At 38.8% G+C, this 17,709-nt stretch carries 17 protein-coding genes and 1 pseudogene; 9 read left to right on the forward strand and 9 right to left on the reverse strand.

What is annotated here, in order from left to right:
- The 9 genes and pseudogenes from FJN11_RS06935 to FJN11_RS06980 all read left to right on the forward strand — a co-directional run bounded on the left by FJN11_RS06935 (position 1) and on the right by FJN11_RS06980 (position 8,009).
- Entirely contained in the window at positions 1-2,178 is a 2,178-nt protein-coding gene (locus FJN11_RS06935; RefSeq protein WP_050232626.1) for a CD3337/EF1877 family mobilome membrane protein, read from the forward strand.
- Entirely contained in the window at positions 2,175-3,176 is a 1,002-nt protein-coding gene (locus FJN11_RS06940; protein ID WP_000769868.1) for a bifunctional lytic transglycosylase/C40 family peptidase, read from the forward strand. The genes FJN11_RS06935 and FJN11_RS06940 overlap by 4 nt, the downstream gene beginning before the upstream one ends.
- Positions 3,173-4,105, forward strand: coding sequence for a conjugal transfer protein (locus FJN11_RS06945; RefSeq protein WP_001224318.1), 933 nt, complete (start codon positions 3,173-3,175; stop codon positions 4,103-4,105). Before FJN11_RS06940 ends, FJN11_RS06945 begins: the two co-directional genes overlap by 4 nt.
- A gap of 313 nt (positions 4,106-4,418) precedes the next feature.
- Positions 4,419-4,466, forward strand: a pseudogene (locus tag FJN11_RS11020) (hypothetical protein); the annotation flags it as partial.
- A gap of 15 nt (positions 4,467-4,481) precedes the next feature.
- Entirely contained in the window at positions 4,482-6,401 is a 1,920-nt protein-coding gene (gene tet(M), locus FJN11_RS06955) for a tetracycline resistance ribosomal protection protein Tet(M) (RefSeq protein WP_140224210.1), read from the forward strand.
- Between the two features lie 363 nt (positions 6,402-6,764).
- Entirely contained in the window at positions 6,765-7,010 is a 246-nt protein-coding gene (locus FJN11_RS06965; RefSeq protein WP_140224211.1) for a hypothetical protein, read from the forward strand.
- Positions 7,007-7,342 carry a DinB/UmuC family translesion DNA polymerase gene (locus FJN11_RS06970; RefSeq protein ID WP_000806926.1) on the forward strand — a complete coding sequence of 112 codons (336 nt, stop codon included), beginning with the start codon at positions 7,007-7,009 and terminating at the stop codon, positions 7,340-7,342. The genes FJN11_RS06965 and FJN11_RS06970 overlap by 4 nt, the downstream gene beginning before the upstream one ends.
- Before the next feature lie 12 nt (positions 7,343-7,354).
- A complete protein-coding gene (locus FJN11_RS06975; RefSeq protein WP_000567222.1) occupies positions 7,355-7,723 on the forward strand; it encodes a hypothetical protein in 369 nt (122 codons plus the stop codon).
- Positions 7,710-8,009, forward strand: coding sequence for a DUF5960 family protein (locus tag FJN11_RS06980; RefSeq protein ID WP_001072467.1), 300 nt, complete (start codon positions 7,710-7,712; stop codon positions 8,007-8,009). Before FJN11_RS06975 ends, FJN11_RS06980 begins: the two co-directional genes overlap by 14 nt.
- A 117-nt stretch (positions 8,010-8,126) precedes the next feature.
- Here the strand turns inward: FJN11_RS06980 and msr(D) are convergent, their stop codons facing one another.
- The 9 genes from msr(D) to FJN11_RS07025 all read right to left on the reverse strand — a co-directional run bounded on the left by msr(D) (position 8,127) and on the right by FJN11_RS07025 (position 17,709).
- Complete coding sequence (gene msr(D), locus FJN11_RS06985; RefSeq protein WP_000420313.1) at positions 8,127-9,590, reverse strand: ABC-F type ribosomal protection protein Msr(D); 1,464 nt, start codon at positions 9,588-9,590, stop codon at positions 8,127-8,129.
- Between the two features lie 20 nt (positions 9,591-9,610).
- On the reverse strand, positions 9,611-10,828 hold the full coding sequence (gene mef(A), locus FJN11_RS06990) for a macrolide efflux MFS transporter Mef(A) (RefSeq protein ID WP_000417519.1): 1,218 nt from the start codon (positions 10,826-10,828) through the stop codon (positions 9,611-9,613).
- Between the two features lie 385 nt (positions 10,829-11,213).
- Positions 11,214-11,384 (reverse strand): hypothetical protein, encoded by a 171-nt coding sequence (locus tag FJN11_RS06995; protein ID WP_000873143.1) that lies wholly within the window; start codon positions 11,382-11,384, stop codon positions 11,214-11,216.
- Positions 11,385-11,898: 514 nt separating this feature from the next.
- Entirely contained in the window at positions 11,899-13,254 is a 1,356-nt protein-coding gene (rlmD, locus tag FJN11_RS07000; RefSeq protein WP_140224212.1) for a 23S rRNA (uracil(1939)-C(5))-methyltransferase RlmD, read from the reverse strand.
- Between the two features lie 73 nt (positions 13,255-13,327).
- Positions 13,328-14,302, reverse strand: coding sequence for a DUF1002 domain-containing protein (locus FJN11_RS07005; RefSeq protein ID WP_061589708.1), 975 nt, complete (start codon positions 14,300-14,302; stop codon positions 13,328-13,330).
- 73 nt (positions 14,303-14,375) lie between these two features.
- On the reverse strand, positions 14,376-14,990 hold the full coding sequence (gene pmp23, locus FJN11_RS07010) for a cell wall hydrolase Pmp23 (protein WP_140224213.1): 615 nt from the start codon (positions 14,988-14,990) through the stop codon (positions 14,376-14,378).
- Entirely contained in the window at positions 14,990-15,964 is a 975-nt protein-coding gene (locus FJN11_RS07015) for a nucleoid-associated protein (RefSeq protein WP_181146394.1), read from the reverse strand. The genes pmp23 and FJN11_RS07015 overlap by 1 nt, the downstream gene beginning before the upstream one ends.
- A gap of 7 nt (positions 15,965-15,971) precedes the next feature.
- A complete protein-coding gene (gene glyA / locus FJN11_RS07020) occupies positions 15,972-17,228 on the reverse strand; it encodes a serine hydroxymethyltransferase (protein WP_140224215.1) in 1,257 nt (418 codons plus the stop codon).
- Positions 17,229-17,277: 49 nt separating this feature from the next.
- Complete coding sequence (locus FJN11_RS07025) at positions 17,278-17,709, reverse strand: GNAT family N-acetyltransferase (protein WP_140224216.1); 432 nt, start codon at positions 17,707-17,709, stop codon at positions 17,278-17,280.

Here is a 17,709-nt window from a genome sequence, read left to right on the forward strand (position 1 = left end):
GTGAAACCATCAATAGTAAACAGAATAAAATCAAACTGGACGCTGAAACGTCTAGGTAAAGTGGCAATGACAGTGGCTTTCACACTTGTGATTGCCATTTTTCTTTTAGCCATGCTGGGAACGGTGGTTCAAGCTGCGGGCTTGGTAGATGATACGGTCAATGTGGCAAATGAATACAGCCGATTCCCACTTGAAAACTATCAACTGGATTTTTATGTGGATAATAGCTGGGGCTGGCTTCCGTGGAACTGGTCGGACGGGATTGGAAAACAGGTCATGTATGGACTATATGCCATTACCAATTTTATTTGGACAATCAGTTTGTATGTTTCCAATGCGACAGGTTACTTAGTACAGGAAGCCTATTCCTTAGACTTCATTTCCGCTACAGCAGATTCCATTGGTAAGAATATGCAGACCTTAGCTGGTGTGAGTGCAAACGGATTTTCAACAGAGGGTTTCTATGTTGGATTCCTCTTACTCTTGATTTTGGTTCTTGGGGTTTATGTTGCCTATACGGGACTGATAAAGAGAGAAACCACAAAGGCAATTCATGCCATTATGAATTTTGTGCTGGTGTTTATCCTATCGGCTTCCTTTATTGCCTACGCTCCCGACTACATTAAAAAAATCAATGACTTTTCATCAGACATCAGTAATGCCAGTTTATCACTTGGCACGAAGATTGTCATGCCCCATTCCGATAGTCAAGGCAAGGACAGCGTGGACTTAATCAGAGATAGCCTGTTTTCCATACAGGTTCAGCAACCGTGGCTACTGCTTCAATACAACAGTTCAGACATTGAAAGTATCGGTATTGACCGTGTGGAAAGCCTGCTCTCCACCAGCCCAGATTCCAACAATGGCGAAGACAGAGAAAAAATTGTTGCGGAAGAAATTGAAGACAGAAGCAATACCAATCTAACCATTACAAAGACCATTAACCGTTTAGGTACAGTCTTCTTCCTATTTGTCTTCAATATTGGGATTTCCATATTTGTATTCCTATTAACAGGAATCATGATTTTCTCGCAGGTACTTTTTATCATCTATGCTATGTTTCTGCCTGTGAGCTTTATTTTAAGCATGATTCCATCATTTGATGGTATGTCAAAACGAGCCATAACAAAGCTCTTTAATACCATTTTGACACGAGCTGGAATCACATTGATTATTACGACAGCATTTAGTATTTCAACCATGCTCTATACCTTATCGGCTGGTTATCCGTTCTTTTTGATTGCTTTTCTACAGATTGTGACCTTTGCAGGAATCTACTTCAAGCTGGGCGATTTAATGAGTATGTTTTCTCTACAGAGTAACGATTCTCAAAGTGTGGGAAGTCGTGTGATGAGAAAACCTCGTATGCTTATGCACGCTCACATGCACCGTCTACAGCGGAAACTTGGACGTTCCATGACTACTCTAGGGGCTGGGTCTGCCATTGTTACAGGTAAAAAAGGACAGTCGGGTTCGGGGAGTTCTGCAAGGACACAAGCAGATCACTCCCGACCAGACGGAAAGGAAAAATCAACACTTGGAAAACGTATCGGTCAAACCATCGGTACAGTAGCTGATACCAAAGACAGAATGGTAGACACTGCTAGTGGTTTGAAAGAACAGGTTAAAGATTTGCCGACCAATGCAAGATATGCAGTATATCAAGGAAAATCCAAAGTAAAAGAGAATGTCCGTGATTTAACCAGTAGTATTTCTCAAACCAAAGCGGACAGAGCCAGTGGACGCAAGGAACAGCAGGAACAAAGGCGAAAAACCATTGCGAAGCGTCGCTCTGAAATGGAACAGGTCAAACAGAAAAAACAGCCTGCTTCTTCTGTTCATGAAAGACCGACTACAAGACAAGAACAATATCATGATGAACAGACCTCAAAACAGTCTAATATTCAGACTTCATATAAGGAATCTCAACAAGCCAAACAAGAGCGTCCAGCAGTTAAGTCCGATTTTTCAAGTCCAAAAGTGGAACGCCAAGGCAATACCGTTCAAGAAAAAACCGTTCAAAAGCCAGCAACTTCAACCACTACAGCAGATAGAACTTCACAACGTCCAATCACAAAAGAACGTCCGTCTACTGTTCAAAGAGTACCACTACAAAATACAAGAAGTAGACCACCAATCAAAACCGCCACCATTAAGAAAGTCGGTAAGAAACCATGAAGTTGAAAACTTTAGTGATTGGTGGTTCTGGATTATTCTTGATGGTCTTCTCACTGCTTCTGTTTGTTGCCATTTTATTTTCAGATGAACAGGACAGCGGAATTTCCAATATTCATTATGGAGGTGTGAATGTTTCCGCAGAAGTGCTGGCTCATAAGCCTATGGTAGAAAAATATGCCAAAGAATATGGCGTTGAAGAATATGTCAACATACTTCTTGCGATTATACAGGTGGAATCGGGCGGTACTGCGGAAGATGTTATGCAGTCCTCGGAATCCCTCGGTCTTCCACCTAATTCATTGAGTACAGAAGAATCCATTAAGCAAGGTGTGAAGTATTTCAGTGAATTATTAGCCAGTAGCGAAAGGCTCAGTGTAGATTTAGAATCGGTTATCCAGTCCTACAATTATGGTGGTGGTTTCTTAGGGTATGTGGCTAATCGTGGAAATAAATATACCTTTGAACTGGCTCAAAGTTTCTCAAAAGAGTATTCAGGTGGCGAAAAAGTGTCTTACCCCAATCCCATAGCCATACCTATCAATGGGGGCTGGCGATACAACTATGGCAATATGTTTTATGTGCAACTGGTAACGCAGTATCTTGTCACAACAGAGTTTGATGATGATACGGTACAAGCCATCATGGACGAAGCACTGAAATATGAGGGCTGGCGATACGTTTACGGTGGAGCTTCCCCGACTACTTCTTTTGATTGTAGCGGACTGACACAATGGACGTATGGAAAAGCTGGAATTAACTTACCACGAACCGCACAACAGCAATATGATGTGACCCAGCATATCCCACTATCGGAAGCACAAGCTGGCGATTTGGTTTTCTTTCATTCTACCTATAACGCTGGCTCTTATATTACTCATGTTGGGATATACCTTGGCAATAACCGTATGTTTCATGCAGGCGACCCAATCGGTTATGCCGACTTAACAAGCCCCTACTGGCAACAGCATTTAGTGGGAGCAGGACGAATCAAACAATGAGAAAGGAAGATTTAATGATGAAATTTAGAAAAAATCAGAATAAAGAAAAACAGATACCAAAGGAAAAGAAACCTCGTGTCTATAAGGTCAATCCTCATAAAAAGGTTGTGATTGCCTTGTGGGTACTTTTAGGGCTTAGTTTCAGCTTTGCGATATTCAAGCACTTTACAGCTATAGATACTCATACTATTCACGAAACAACTATCATAGAAAAGGAATACGTTGATACTCATCATGTAGAAAATTTTGTAGAGAACTTTGCGAAAGTCTACTATTCATGGGAGCAATCCGATAAGTCCATTGATAATCGAATGGAAAGTCTAAAAGGCTATCTGACAGATGAACTTCAAGCTCTCAATGTTGATACAGTACGCAAAGATATTCCTGTATCGTCTTCTGTAAGAGGATTTCAGATATGGACGGTAGAGCCAACTGGCGACAATGAGTTTAATGTAACCTACAGTGTAGACCAGCTCATTACAGAGGGAGAAAATACAAAGACCGTCCACTCTGCTTATATAGTGAGTGTCTATGTAGATGGTTCTGGAAATATGGTACTGGTTAAGAATCCGACCATTACCAACATACCTAAGAAATCAAGTTATAAACCAAAAGCCATTGAAAGTGAGGGGACGGTTGATTCCATTACAACCAATGAAATCAATGAGTTTTTAACGACGTTCTTCAAGCTCTATCCTACAGCGACAGCCAGTGAACTTTCCTACTATGTGAATGACGGGATATTAAAACCAATCGGAAAAGAGTACATCTTTCAAGAACTGGTAAATCCTATTCACAATCGTAAGGATAATCAAGTCACGGTATCGCTGACAGTGGAGTATATCGACCAGCAGACCAAAGCAACGCAGGTATCTCAATTTGATTTGGTACTTGAAAAGAACGGGAGTAATTGGAAGATTATAGAATAACAAATATTGGTACATTATTACAGCTATTTTGTAATCACGTACTCTCTTTGATAAAAAATTGGAGATTCCTTTACAAATATGCTCTTACGTGCTATAATTTAAGTATCTATTTAAAAGGAGTTAATAAATATGCGGCAAGGTATTCTTAAATAAACTGTCAATTTGATAGTGGGAACAAATAATTGGATGTCCTTTTTTAGGAGGGCTTAGTTTTTTGTACCCAGTTTAAGAATACCTTTATCATGTGATTCTAAAGTATCCGGAGAATATCTGTATGCTTTGTATGCCTATGGTTATGCATAAAAATCCCAGTGATAAAAGTATTTATCACTGGGATTTTTATGCCCTTTTGGGTTTTTGAATGGAGGAAAATCACATGAAAATTATTAATATTGGAGTTTTAGCTCATGTTGATGCAGGAAAAACTACCTTAACAGAAAGCTTATTATATAACAGTGGAGCGATTACAGAATTAGGAAGCGTGGACAAAGGTACAACGAGGACGGATAATACGCTTTTAGAACGTCAGAGAGGAATTACAATTCAGACAGGAATAACCTCTTTTCAGTGGGAAAATACGAAGGTGAACATCATAGACACGCCAGGACATATGGATTTCTTAGCAGAAGTATATCGTTCATTATCAGTTTTAGATGGGGCAATTCTACTGATTTCTGCAAAAGATGGCGTACAAGCACAAACTCGTATATTATTTCATGCACTTAGGAAAATGGGGATTCCCACAATCTTTTTTATCAATAAGATTGACCAAAATGGAATTGATTTATCAACGGTTTATCAGGATATTAAAGAGAAACTTTCTGCCGAAATTGTAATCAAACAGAAGGTAGAACTGTATCCTAATATGTGTGTGACGAACTTTACCGAATCTGAACAATGGGATACGGTAATAGAGGGAAACGATGACCTTTTAGAGAAATATATGTCCGGTAAATCATTAGAAGCATTGGAACTCGAACAAGAGGAAAGCATAAGATTTCAGAATTGTTCTCTGTTCCCTGTTTATCACGGAAGTGCAAAAAACAATATAGGGATTGATAACCTTATAGAAGTGATTACGAATAAATTTTATTCATCAACACATCGAGGTCAGTCTGAACTTTGCGGAAAAGTTTTCAAAATTGAGTATTCGGAAAAAAGACAGCGTCTTGCATATATACGTCTTTATAGTGGCGTACTGCATTTGCGAGATTCGGTTAGAATATCGGAAAAGGAAAAAATAAAAATTACAGAAATGTATACTTCAATAAATGGTGAATTATGTAAGATTGATAGAGCTTATTCTGGAGAAATTGTTATTTTGCAAAATGAGTTTTTGAAGTTAAATAGTGTTCTTGGAGATACAAAACTATTGCCACAGAGAAAAAAGATTGAAAATCCGCACCCTCTACTACAAACAACTGTTGAACCGAGTAAACCTGAACAGAGAGAAATGTTGCTTGATGCCCTTTTGGAAATCTCAGACAGTGACCCGCTTCTGCGATATTATGTGGATTCTGCGACACATGAAATCATACTTTCTTTCTTAGGGAAAGTACAAATGGAAGTGACTTGTGCTCTGCTGCAAGAAAAGTATCATGTGGAGATAGAAATAAAAGAGCCTACAGTCATTTATATGGAAAGACCGTTAAAAAAAGCAGAGTATACCATTCACATCGAAGTTCCACCGAATCCTTTCTGGGCTTCCATTGGTTTATCTGTATCACCGCTTCCGTTGGGAAGTGGAATGCAGTATGAGAGCTCGGTTTCTCTTGGATACTTAAATCAATCATTTCAAAATGCAGTTATGGAAGGGATACGCTATGGCTGTGAACAAGGATTGTATGGTTGGAATGTGACGGACTGTAAAATCTGTTTTAAGTATGGCTTATACTATAGCCCTGTTAGTACCCCAGCAGATTTTCGGATGCTTGCTCCTATTGTATTGGAACAAGTCTTAAAAAAAGCTGGAACAGAATTGTTAGAGCCATATCTTAGTTTTAAAATTTATGCGCCACAGGAATATCTTTCACGAGCATACACCGATGCTCCTAAATATTGTGCGAACATCGTAGACACTCAATTGAAAAATAATGAGGTCATTCTTAGTGGAGAAATCACTGCTCGGTGTATTCAAGAATATCGTAGTGATTTAACTTTCTTTACAAATGGACGTAGTGTTTGTTTAACAGAGTTAAAAGGGTACCATGTTACTACCGGTGAACCTGTTTGCCAGCCCCGTCGTCCAAATAGTCGGATAGATAAAGTACGATATATGTTCAATAAAATAACTTAGTGTATTTTATGTTGTTATATAAATATGGTTTCTTGTTAAATAAGATGAAATATTTTTTAATAAAGATTTGAATTAAAGTGTAAAGGAGGAGATAGTTATTATAAACTACAAGTGGATATTGTGTGCTGAGAGCTTTCTTCTATACTAATAGACGAAAGGGTGTGAAAATGATTTTTAAATGATACTGTGGAACGGAACAGTAGCCCTAGTATTGACTACTGTCGTTTCTATTCATATTGGCTATTCTAGGACTGAGATGAAAAAATCTATAAATGCTCAGAATAAAATTGAACCCGCAAATCTCCCCAAAACAATGGTGAGTCATGTACTTGTATTATTCCGAAAAAATACACCTCTGGTGCAGTGAGACAAATTGGTGTATCTTATAGTGGCTTCGTAGATGAAAGCTATACTCTACTATCACTCTTTGATGATGTAGAACAAATTGAAAAAGATAATAGACTTCAGACAGCTATTGATGTTGTCAGAGAACAGTTTGGTTTTTTAGCCATACAAAAAGGAACCGTCCTAACTGAAGGTTCCAGAAATATTGAACGCAGTAAACTTATCGGTGGTCATTCCCCGGGTGGATTGGAGGGATTAAAATGAAACAAGAAAAAAATACAGTACAATTTTCAGAAATCCGTAGCAAAGGATGTAATGATATTGAAATGCTTGAAAGATTTTTACATGGAATCGTTGAAACAGCAACTTCAAAACTTCGTCAGAGAAAACTCAAAACAACTGAAATATCGATACGACTAGTACATGCTAAATCTGAAAACCGATTACCATTGGAATTTACATTTAGCATTAAGCCAACAAGCTCATCTGTGATAATCTATACTGAGGTAATCAATCGCTTTAAAGAATGTTACACAGGTGGGGGAATTCAAGGTTTTACGATTCAATTTGATAAAAATACCCTTGCCTCTGCATAGAAAGGATTTGATATGATTGACCGTTCATATTTACCATTTCAATCAGCAAGAGAGTACCAGGATACAAAGATGCAAAAATGGATGGGCTTTTTCCTATCTGAACATGCATCAGCACTCTCTGATGATACAAACAAAGTAACGTACATGTCTGACTTATCACTAGAGAAGAAATTATTACTCCTCAGTCAAGTATACGCCGGGCAGCTACGCACACGCATTCAAGTGATTGAAAAAAACAAGCGTGTTTCCTACACTGGAACAATACCAAGTCTGACCAAAGATTTCATTTTGATAAAAACTACAACAGGTCACATCAATTTGAAATTAAAAGACATTATTAGTATTGAACTTGTCGAGGAGGTGCTCTATGAATCAGCTTGAGTTTCAGCGTAATCACCTACAAATGGACTATTATAGCGAGAGCTACCAAGATTTTGAACGTGACTTCTACCGCTACTCTAACATGAATATTCCATTGACCTTCCTAACTGATGATATCCTAAAAACAATGGCGACTTCACGTAAGAATTACTTTGTCCTCAATAAGGAAAAGTCCAGAGATAACCGCGATCACTTCTTCATATTTGAAGTAAGTACCGTAGATGAGAATCCGCTAATCTATCATTATACATATAAGAAAACTACAATATATTTAGCAGAAAAATAGGAGCAGTTCAATTGACTGTTCCTATTTTTAATATTCATAAAATCTAAAGTCTTTATACTCTTTAACAATGGAGTCGCCAACCAGAACAGACTATACTGACCAGCGACTACCTTAAATTTAATGTTTCAGATTTATTTTCTTATCTCTAATTTCATAAACTACATCTGCTACATTTTCGAGTAATCGTTTATCGTGGGTGATAAACACGATAGTTCCGGTGTACTCCTTCATTAGTATTTCCAAAGCCTCTAAACTTGGTATGTCAAGGAAGTTACTGGGTTCATCCATTATTAGGATGTTATATCTACCCATGAGCATTTTAGCAAGCAACAATTTTATAATTTCTCCACCGCTTAAAACAGATAAACTTTTTCCAATATCGTTCTGTTTGAACCCCATAGATGCTAGCACTGAACGAATTTCTGATATATTGTAGTCACAATCCTTCTGCATAAACTCCATAACATTCTGATTACTGTTGTACTTGTAACCATTCTGTGCAAAGTAACCTATTTTTGCCTTAGGCGAAATAGAAATTCCTTCTTCATGGTTTAAGATCATTTGGATTAAAGTTGTTTTTCCGATTCCATTACCACCAGTTAACGCCACTTTTGCTCCTAACGGAATTTGAAAAGATGCATTTTCAAACAGAGCCTTATCCCCAAATACTTTATTAATTTCTGCACCGACTATAGGGTATGGATTATGGAGCTCCAATGCTTTACTTTGCCTGAAACGAATTCTGCGAATGCCTTCCGGAGCTTCTACTTTTCCTAAGGCCGCAATCCTGTGCTCTAGGGTTTTAGCAGCATTATACATCTTTTTTTCCTTACTTCCTATTGATTTTTGATGAGCTAAACGCCCTCCGTCTTCAGTACTTTTTTTCTTTGAAGAACCTTTTGCCTTCTGTTCTATTTTACGAGCCTGTTTTCGCTTTTCCTCCGCAGCCCTTTCCAATCGGGCACGTTCCGCAATAAATTGTTCGTATTCTGCAGCTTGGCTCTTACGTTCTTCCTCTTTCTGACGAAGATAATCAGAATAGTTTCCCCAATACTCAGTGATTTTGCCATCTTTCAGTTCCCATATTTTATCTACTATTTCATCAAGAAAATAGCGGTCATGGCTAATAACTAACAGTGCACCTGTAAAATATTTTAGCTGTCCTATTAGAAAATCAATTCCTTCACGGTCTAAATGGCTCGTAGGTTCATCCGCTAAAATACCATGAACCTGTGCCGATAAGGCCTGTGCTATTTTAAGCCTTGTTTCTTCACCACCGCTCATAGTCTGTATATTTAATTGCTCAACACCTAGCTTGCCTACAAGTGCAAAATCTTTTTCCTCCTGCAGAGTTACTTCGTCCAACTGGGGAATATAGGCAAGTTCACCCAGACGATTCATTTTACATCCTGGGGGAGTTAATTCTCCTAAAAGTACCCTGAGTAAAGTGCTTTTTCCAGCACCATTTGCTCCTACTAAACCAATACGGTCATAATCATATACTTCTAATTCATTTATATCTAAAACATCGCGTCCTTTGAATTCCACACGAATGTCTTTTGCTTTTAATATTAATTCCATAACATTTCCTCCAATATTGTTTATTTTAAATCTAATTTTCTAACCTCAGTTATCATTTGGCAAACTATAGCAATGCCAATAATTAAAATACCTGATAGTAAAAACCAATGATTTACACCGATTTTATCAGCAAAGAATCCAGAAAGAATTAACCCAATTGGCATAGCAAGTGACATGATACTTCCGATCAAAGAAAATACACGTCCTAAATATTCAGGCTTAATTTTCTCCTGAAAAAGAGCTGTTTGCACACCGCTATAAAATGGCACCGAAAGCCCCATTATTGCACAGCAAACTACGAATATTACAAATCCATTTGGAGGAAGTATTCCCGAAACGGCTAAACTGGTCCCCATTATAAAAAATGAACTTGTTATTAGTAATACATGCTTTTCGAAGCCCCCTAATCTTCCTAATAATAAGCCTCCTGCTAGCATCCCAAATGCAAAGGAAATTTCCGTAATAGAAATATGCACAGGCGTTCCATTAAAGTGTTCCATGCTTATTAAAGGAAATAGTGCATTGATTGGCATATAAACAAAAGTATATAGTGTTCCTAAGAGTAATAAGGCAAACAATCCTTTGTTTTGTCTCAGAACCACAACTCCTTCTTTCATCTCCCTTATGAAATTTGGTTCTAAACTTTGCACTTGATTACCCAGCTTAGGTATACGTACAATTGCTACCGTAATAGATGCAATCACAGCACCCAATACGTCGATGGCAATAATAGCATTTAAATCCCAAACGGAGTATAAGAGTGCTGCAACTGCCGGACTAACAATATAGCTTATAGACTGCAAAGACTGACTATAGCCTGCGCATTTCGTTAGCTGTTCTTCTGGTACTAAAAGTGGTGTAACCGCATTGAGTGCTGGGGTATGAAAAGCTGTTCCAATGCTACGGATAAACAATACTATCATAATCATCCAGACAGGTAGCTCCATACAGAATGCAACAATAGCAAGCACTGCACCAGCTGCTGCGATAATTAAATCGGCACCAATCATTATCTTCTTCCTATCATGACGATCCACTAGCACACCAATGGCAGGTCCCAAAATCGCATAGGGTAAAAAACCTACTAATGAAGCCATAGACAAGACCATCGCAGATCCTGTTTTTTCTGTAAGGTAAAAAATAATCGCCATTTGCAGGATGGCACTAGTGATTAATGATACTGCTTGCCCTGCCCATATTGCATAAAATTTTCGTTTCCAATTGTTGTATTTTTCCATTTATATTATCTCCTGCATATTATTTTGCTTGAATTTCTATTTTGAATAGCATTCTAGGCAATAAAAAATGCAGGCCAAACCCCACAATGTGGCTTTTGGTCTGCATACATACAATTTGGAAACATTCATATTAAAGACATAGTTAAATAAAGGTATAGTTAAATAACCAATATCCTCACCGTAACTAATGAATGCTCAATATCGTATAAATAAGCACAACAAAAAAGCCTATCATCGGGTATAGATTCTGCTTTTTTTATTGCCAGCTTATCTTAAACGCATTGAGGCTGTCATAGTTTCGGTTCCTCCTACATCTTTGTTTATATCAATTTATAGTATAACACAAAAAGATGATATGTTCAATATAAAAGTTATGGAATGAGACTCATACTTCCAATTCGATGCCAGATTTAAAGGATATGACGAAGTTTTCTTCATAGACTGTAACGCTCTGGATTATCTTCCTTAGTAGCAAGCGATTAGCTTTCACAAAATCTTCTGTTTGTAGTTTTAAAAATTCATCAGGATTTTCTAACTCAACCTCAAAATATTTCATTTTACATTCCCTCATTTCATTTATTGATAAATTGAGTTTGCAAAAAAGAGTGGACAATTTTTGTCTACTCTTAACCTTTAAAATAGTTTTTTTTAATCGATTTGAAGTTGCCTAAATTATTACTTATTCGGTAAAATGAAGTATTGCTTTCAACAGATTTCCTTCAACTACACTTCACTTGATTCAAACAAGGTGGGTACATTTCTATTCCCACAAACTCCTTGTCAATGGAAACAAACACGTACCCACAGGGTAAATGGAAATAGAAACTGATAATTTCTAGCTATCACTTCTACTCATTCCAAAAATTTTCTCACTCTGATACTTACCCACCATAAAGCAAAAAGCCTTGCAATCAAGGCTTTCATTATCCCTTTCGTTCAAAGGTTTCTAAGCTTTTACGAGCAGAGCGACACACTCAGCGGTTCGCTATCTCCGTTCTGTCTGCGTGCTAGCACTTGTCAATCACGGACAGCTATCGCATGGGCGGAAGTAAATGCTAATCTTCGTCGTTTTACTCCTTGACTAGCAAACTTACCGCCTCAACATGATGTGTTTGTGGAAAAAGATCCACCGGTTGGACTTTCTTCAATTCATATCCCAACTCTTGGTAGAGTTTGATATCACGCGCCATGGTTGCGGCATTGCAGGAGATATAGACGATGCGGTCTGCTCCTGTTTGGCTACTTGCCTTGATAAAGCTTTCGGTTAAGCCCTTACGTGGAGGATCAACCAAGATAACGGTTGGTTGAATTCCTTCCTTGAGCCAATTCTTCATGGCATTTTCAGCTGTATCACAGACATAGTTGGCATTTGAAATATTGTTCAGCTGAGCATTCTTTTTGCTATTCTCAACCGCTTCTGGAATCACTTCGACACCATAGACTTCCTTGACGTATTTCGCAACAGAGAGGCCAATCGTCCCGATACCAGAATAGGCATCAATAACCACGTCATCCTTTTTTAATTCAGCAAAGTCAATGGCTGTTTGATAAAGTTTTTCAGCCATTTCAGTATTGACTTGGTAAAAGGCTGGACCAGCGATTTGGTAGTCATTTCCCAACATTTGGTCGGTAATATAGTCTTGTCCATGAAGCGTACGCCAATCCTTACCAAAAATAGCATTAGTGTTCTGGTCATTGATATTTTGCATAACAGACACAATCTCTGGGAACTGCTTGATTAGTTGTTCAATCAATTGCTCCACACGAAAAACTTTAGGTCGAGTTGTTACCAAGATAACCATAATTTGACCTGAATAATGTCCGCGACGCACCACAAGATTCCGAATCAAGCCAGCTTGTTCCTTTTCATCATAAGGTTTCAAATCATAACGGCGGAGCAAGTCTCGTAGGGCTATTACTACCTCATCAATCACAGGATCCTGGATAAAGAAATCTTCTAGAGGCATGAGGTCATGCGAATTCTTACGGAAAAATCCTGTTTCCAAGACACCATTTACTCGACGAACAGGCACCTGAGCTTTGTTGCGATACTTGACTGGATTTTCCATGCCAAGCGTTTCAGCAACCTCTACATCTGCAATTCCAGCAATCTTGTATAGACTATCCTTAACTTGCTTGGTTTTAAACTTGAGCTGTTCTGGATAGGCAAGATGACCTAAATCCGCGATTCCTGAACGCAGGTAAGCCAAATCTAGATCTTGATTACGGTATGGTGATTGGACAAGGTATTCTTCAACTTTCCCAAAACCAATCTTTTTATTGACCTTGAGGACACGCATGAGGATTTTTTCACTCGGTAAAGCATTCTCGACAAAAAAGACCAAACCATCAACCTTGGCAACTCCTGCCCCTTCATGGGTCAAGTCGACAATTTCAACTTCTACAATATCATTTTTCTTTAACATTCTCTTCTCTTTCTATTGGCCGATAAAAAAGACGGCAACGTTACGGTTACCATCTATTATACCATGAAATTTCTTAAGAACCAAAACTCTTGAAGAAGTTGACAATGGCTTGCCAGAGGGAGCTTAGGAAATTGCCGCCGTCCTCTAGCGCCTTATCCGCATCAAAGTTAAGGTTGATATTTTTAAAACTGTCGCCAGCTTGTGAAACAATACTTTGTTTCAGGTCATTCAGGGTTTTAGTGAAGTCTGCATTGCTGAGGATATCACTCTTTGAGAGATTCAAAGCAAAATTGATGATAATATTGATCTGGTTTCCTGTTATAACCTGATCAAGTTTGTAATTTTTCAAGGTATCTTCAACAATTTTACGGACATCTTCCTCTGTCAGATTTCCCTTACTTTCTTTAGCTTTGGCGAGTGCTGACTTGATATCAGCTAGGGCAACATTTAATTTATTAGCATCATAGCCTGACTTGTCCTTGTTTTCAGCATTGATATCGGACAAGGCCTTCAACTCTTCTTGAGCCAAATCTTTGTTGGCTTGTGGCACCTTGGCTCCATTAGCTTCAAGTGAATAGTAAATCCCTGCTAAGGCACTCTCACCTGTAACTGGAATGGGTGCTGCTACAGTGATTTTGGCGTGTTCCACACCCAAAGTTACGGCCGCATTGCGGTACATATCCTGCGTCACCTTAGTGATGTTTTCTGGTGTTTCAATCTTGACCTCAAGTGGCGACTTGTCACCTAGCTTTTGAATCTTGGCTGATGAATACAGTTGTAAGCTAGAGTCATTTGCCACATTCATAATCTTAGAATAGACATCAGGTGTCATGGTCTTGAGTTCTTTGGTGTCTGTTGAGGCATTGTAGCCTAGTTTTTTAAGGGTTTGATTTTTTTGATCTTCAGACAATGATGAACCTAGGACATATTCAGGTTGAACATAGGTTTCATCGATGACTTTTTGAACATCTGTTGCTGCATGGGCGCTATTCAAAGCTGTTACTGCCCACAAGACCGCAGCACTGGTCAGAAAGAGTTTCTTTCTCATAGGGAATTCCCTCCTTTACCTTTCTAGAGTAATATATCTATCTTAAAGAAAACTTATAACAAAAACACCTGGGCTAGCCAGATGTCGAAAAGAGAGTGAAACATTTGATGATGTAAAGGTTGAGTTGCACCTGTCTAGAATAGTAATAGTTTCCTCCATTTACATAGAGTTCGGCACCGTGAAAAATAGAAATGGGGTGCATATAACTATAAGTCTTTCCAGTGGTATTACCAAGCAAGGGGGCAACAGTCTCACGAGAATACTGTTTAGCCAGTGCTAGGGTGTTTTCCTTGCCATTTTGGGCAATAAAATCGATATAGGCAGGTCCAAAATTATAGGCTTGAACAGCTGTCCAGACATCAACACCCTTCTTCTGGGCCAGATAGAGATTGTCTGTCAGAGTTTGAACACCTTGCCGAATGCTAGAGGCATTATCATTGATAGTGTTGGTGGAACCACTTGCAGACTCACTAGACTGCATAACATCGCCTTCTTTTCCTTTTGTTTCGGTATAAATCATAGCGAGCACAAGCTCTTCGTTTGCTGGTGTGTCTTTTTCACTCAAGATTTCTCGCACCATGGGTTGATAGGTCATGACTTGCTTGACATCTTGGTGAACGCGGTAAGCTTTATAGCCAGCAAAAAGGAAGACTGCTAGTACAAGCACTCTTCGAATTCGTTTAAACATTATTTACTTTGAATATCCTCGATATTTTTGATTAAGATAGAGTAAGTTCCATTGTCGTTTTGGATAAACTCGACCGATTCTGCGTCTTGATAGACGTTATTGGGAACGATGAGCTCAATTCCATTTGACAAGGAAAGTTTTTGGTTTTCAAATTTCTTTAATTGGCGACTAGCATCAATTTCATCAAATTGAACTGGCTCTGGTACTGCTTCTTTGACTTGGTCAATAAAGCTCAAACGAGCCGTCAGATTGTTGTCAAAAAGGTCGTTGGCCAATTTTTCAGGTGACAATTCATTACTTTCTTCTAGATTATTGAAAATAGCTGATTTGACCTTGGATTGAAATTGAAAATCATCTGTGTTAAAAGTCTCAGCAATTCTCTGAGCCGTTTTTTCTAGTTCTTTGATAGATTTCTTTGGTGAAATCTTAGGGGCAACGGCAAGAAGATTATCTGAAAAATAGTTCAAAAAAGTCCCGTTGTACTTAATTCGTTTTTCAATCAGATGATACTTGCGACTCTGAAGATTGACCACCAAGGCTTCGTCGGCACCCGTTCCAAATCCAGGCAGGTTATTCTGAGTTAGCTTAATTGGATTATCAACTTCTCCACCGAGGTGGGTCAAGGTCTCCCGCAGGGCAATTCGCAAGAAAGCGAAATGTTCTACACCTTCTTTAGAAAATTGCACAAAAATCAAGTCATTGATCTTTAGATTTTCGGAAGTACTGAACTCCTCTTTCCAGAGATTAGCCAGCGTCACTGATGTCTCCAACAAATCGTCTGTAATATGATTGAAGAAGGGATTTTCTTCCTCGAAAATCCCAGTCTTGGCTTCATCTGAATACACACGTTCAATTTTTTTACGCAAGTATTCTTCGATTTTTGGAGTGATATTGAGAAACTTATCCGCTAGAAACAGCTCGGTATCATCCGGGCTAAACTGATGGATAATGGCTTTCTTAATATAAATGTCCATAAAAGTTTTAGTCCTCGTATAATGGGAAGGCATCTGTCAATTCTTTAACTGCACTTCTCACTTCTTCTAAGACAGCTTCATTTTCTGCATTCTTAAGAGTTTTAATAATAAGCTCAGCCACTTTGCGACTTTCTTCTTCACCAAATCCACGTGCAGTAATGGCTGCTGCTCCGATACGAATCCCACTTGTCTTGAATGGTGACAAGCTTTCGTAAGGGATTGAGTTTTTATTTAGGGTAATATTAACTTCATCCAGCAAGTTTTGAGCAACTTTTCCGTTTTCTACAACCTTAGTCACATCCACTAGGAAGAGGTGGTTTTCAGTTCCGCCAGAAATGATACGGAAATCAGGGTCTTGCAAGAAGACATCTGCCATAGCCTTGCTGTTTTTGATGACATTAGCAGCATATTCCTTGAAGGCTGGATCTAAAACTTCTTTGAAGGAAACTGCCTTAGCAGCAACAACATGCTCCAAAGGACCACCCTGAATACCAGGGAAAATAGCTGAATTGATTTTCTTTGCAAGTTCTTCATCATTAGTCAAAATCAAACCACCACGAGGTCCACGAAGGGTTTTGTGGGTCGTTGTTGTAGTGATATGAGCGTATGGTACTGGACTTGGGTGAAGACCAGCTGCAACTAAACCAGCGATATGTGCCATATCGACCATGAGCTTAGCCCCAACAGCATCCGCAATTTCACGGAATTTTGAAAAATCGATAATTTGTGAATAGGCTGAAGCACCTGCTACGATCAATTTTGGTTTGACTTCTTGGGCTTGTTTCAAGATAGCATCAAAATCCAAGAGTTCCGTTTCAGGGTCCACACTATAAGAAACAAAGTTGTAGGTTTGACCTGAGAAGCTAACAGGAGCCCCATGGGTCAAGTGACCACCAGCAGCCAAATCCATTCCCATAACCGTATCACCTGGCTCAATCAAGGCCATGTAAGCCGCACAGTTGGCTTGGCTTCCTGAGTGTGGTTGGACATTGGCAAATTTAGCGCCGAAAATTTCTTTTGCACGTTCAATAGCTAGACTTTCTACCATGTCTACCACATCCGTTCCACCATAATAACGGCGTCCTGGGTAGCCTTCGGCGTATTTATTCGTCAAGATAGACCCTTGAGCTGCCATAACAGCCTTGGAAACTACGTTTTCCGAAGCAATCAACTCAATGTTGTTTTGTTGGCGTTCTTCTTCTTTAGCAATAGCATTCCAGAGATCAGCATCATATGCTTTAAAATCATCTTTGTCAAAAATCATAGGTCTTCTCCTTTATAGTGTGACAGGTCCTTTAGTCTAAGAAAATAAACTAAAAGATGCGAATAAACCGTTTCTGCACTTTATCACAAGTATAACCAACTTTTTCATAAAATGCATGAGCACCCAGACGATGATCGGCAGAGTTTAAGCGGATAAACCCATAACCACGTCTTTTTGCTTCTTGATCCAACCCTTGCAGTAAGCTTTTACCAATACCTTGCCCTTGTGCTTGAGGTGAAACTGCTAAGGCTAAAATATTAAATCCTGCTTTAGAATAAAGTGATTCATAGACCTCAGCGTGGACATATCCAAGCAAGGCATGACTAGCTTCATCCTCATAGCCAAGAAGGAAATGATGGGAATCCTGATCTAGTCTAGCTAGTTGACTAGCTGTCTCCTCTTGACTAAAAGAATAACCCAACGCCTCTTGGTTGATATCACAAATAGCTTTCACATCGGTTTCTTGCAAATCTCTTAGCAT

The sequence above is a fragment of the Streptococcus symci genome (assembly GCF_006385165.1).
GTDB lineage: Bacteria > Bacillota > Bacilli > Lactobacillales > Streptococcaceae > Streptococcus > Streptococcus symci.

Excerpts from the sequence above, each read along its gene's own strand:
- FJN11_RS06940 (WP_000769868.1), top strand. The coding sequence starts at position 2,175 with ATGAAGTTGAAAACTTTAGTGATTGGTGGTTCTGGATTATTCTTGATG.
- FJN11_RS06945 (WP_001224318.1), top strand. The coding sequence starts at position 3,173 with ATGAGAAAGGAAGATTTAATGATGAAATTTAGAAAAAATCAGAATAAA.
- FJN11_RS06970 (WP_000806926.1), top strand. The coding sequence starts at position 7,007 with ATGAAACAAGAAAAAAATACAGTACAATTTTCAGAAATCCGTAGCAAA.
- FJN11_RS06975 (WP_000567222.1), top strand. The coding sequence starts at position 7,355 with ATGATTGACCGTTCATATTTACCATTTCAATCAGCAAGAGAGTACCAG.
- FJN11_RS06980 (WP_001072467.1), top strand. The coding sequence starts at position 7,710 with ATGAATCAGCTTGAGTTTCAGCGTAATCACCTACAAATGGACTATTAT.
- FJN11_RS06995 (WP_000873143.1), bottom strand. The coding sequence starts at position 11,384 with ATGAAATATTTTGAGGTTGAGTTAGAAAATCCTGATGAATTTTTAAAA.
- rlmD (WP_140224212.1), bottom strand. The coding sequence starts at position 13,254 with ATGTTAAAGAAAAATGATATTGTAGAAGTTGAAATTGTCGACTTGACC.
- FJN11_RS07005 (WP_061589708.1), bottom strand. The coding sequence starts at position 14,302 with ATGAGAAAGAAACTCTTTCTGACCAGTGCTGCGGTCTTGTGGGCAGTA.
- pmp23 (WP_140224213.1), bottom strand. The coding sequence starts at position 14,990 with ATGTTTAAACGAATTCGAAGAGTGCTTGTACTAGCAGTCTTCCTTTTT.
- FJN11_RS07015 (WP_181146394.1), bottom strand. The coding sequence starts at position 15,964 with ATGGACATTTATATTAAGAAAGCCATTATCCATCAGTTTAGCCCGGAT.
- glyA (WP_140224215.1), bottom strand. The coding sequence starts at position 17,228 with ATGATTTTTGACAAAGATGATTTTAAAGCATATGATGCTGATCTCTGG.
- FJN11_RS07025 (WP_140224216.1), bottom strand. The coding sequence starts at position 17,709 with ATGCTAAGAGATTTGCAAGAAACCGATGTGAAAGCTATTTGTGATATC.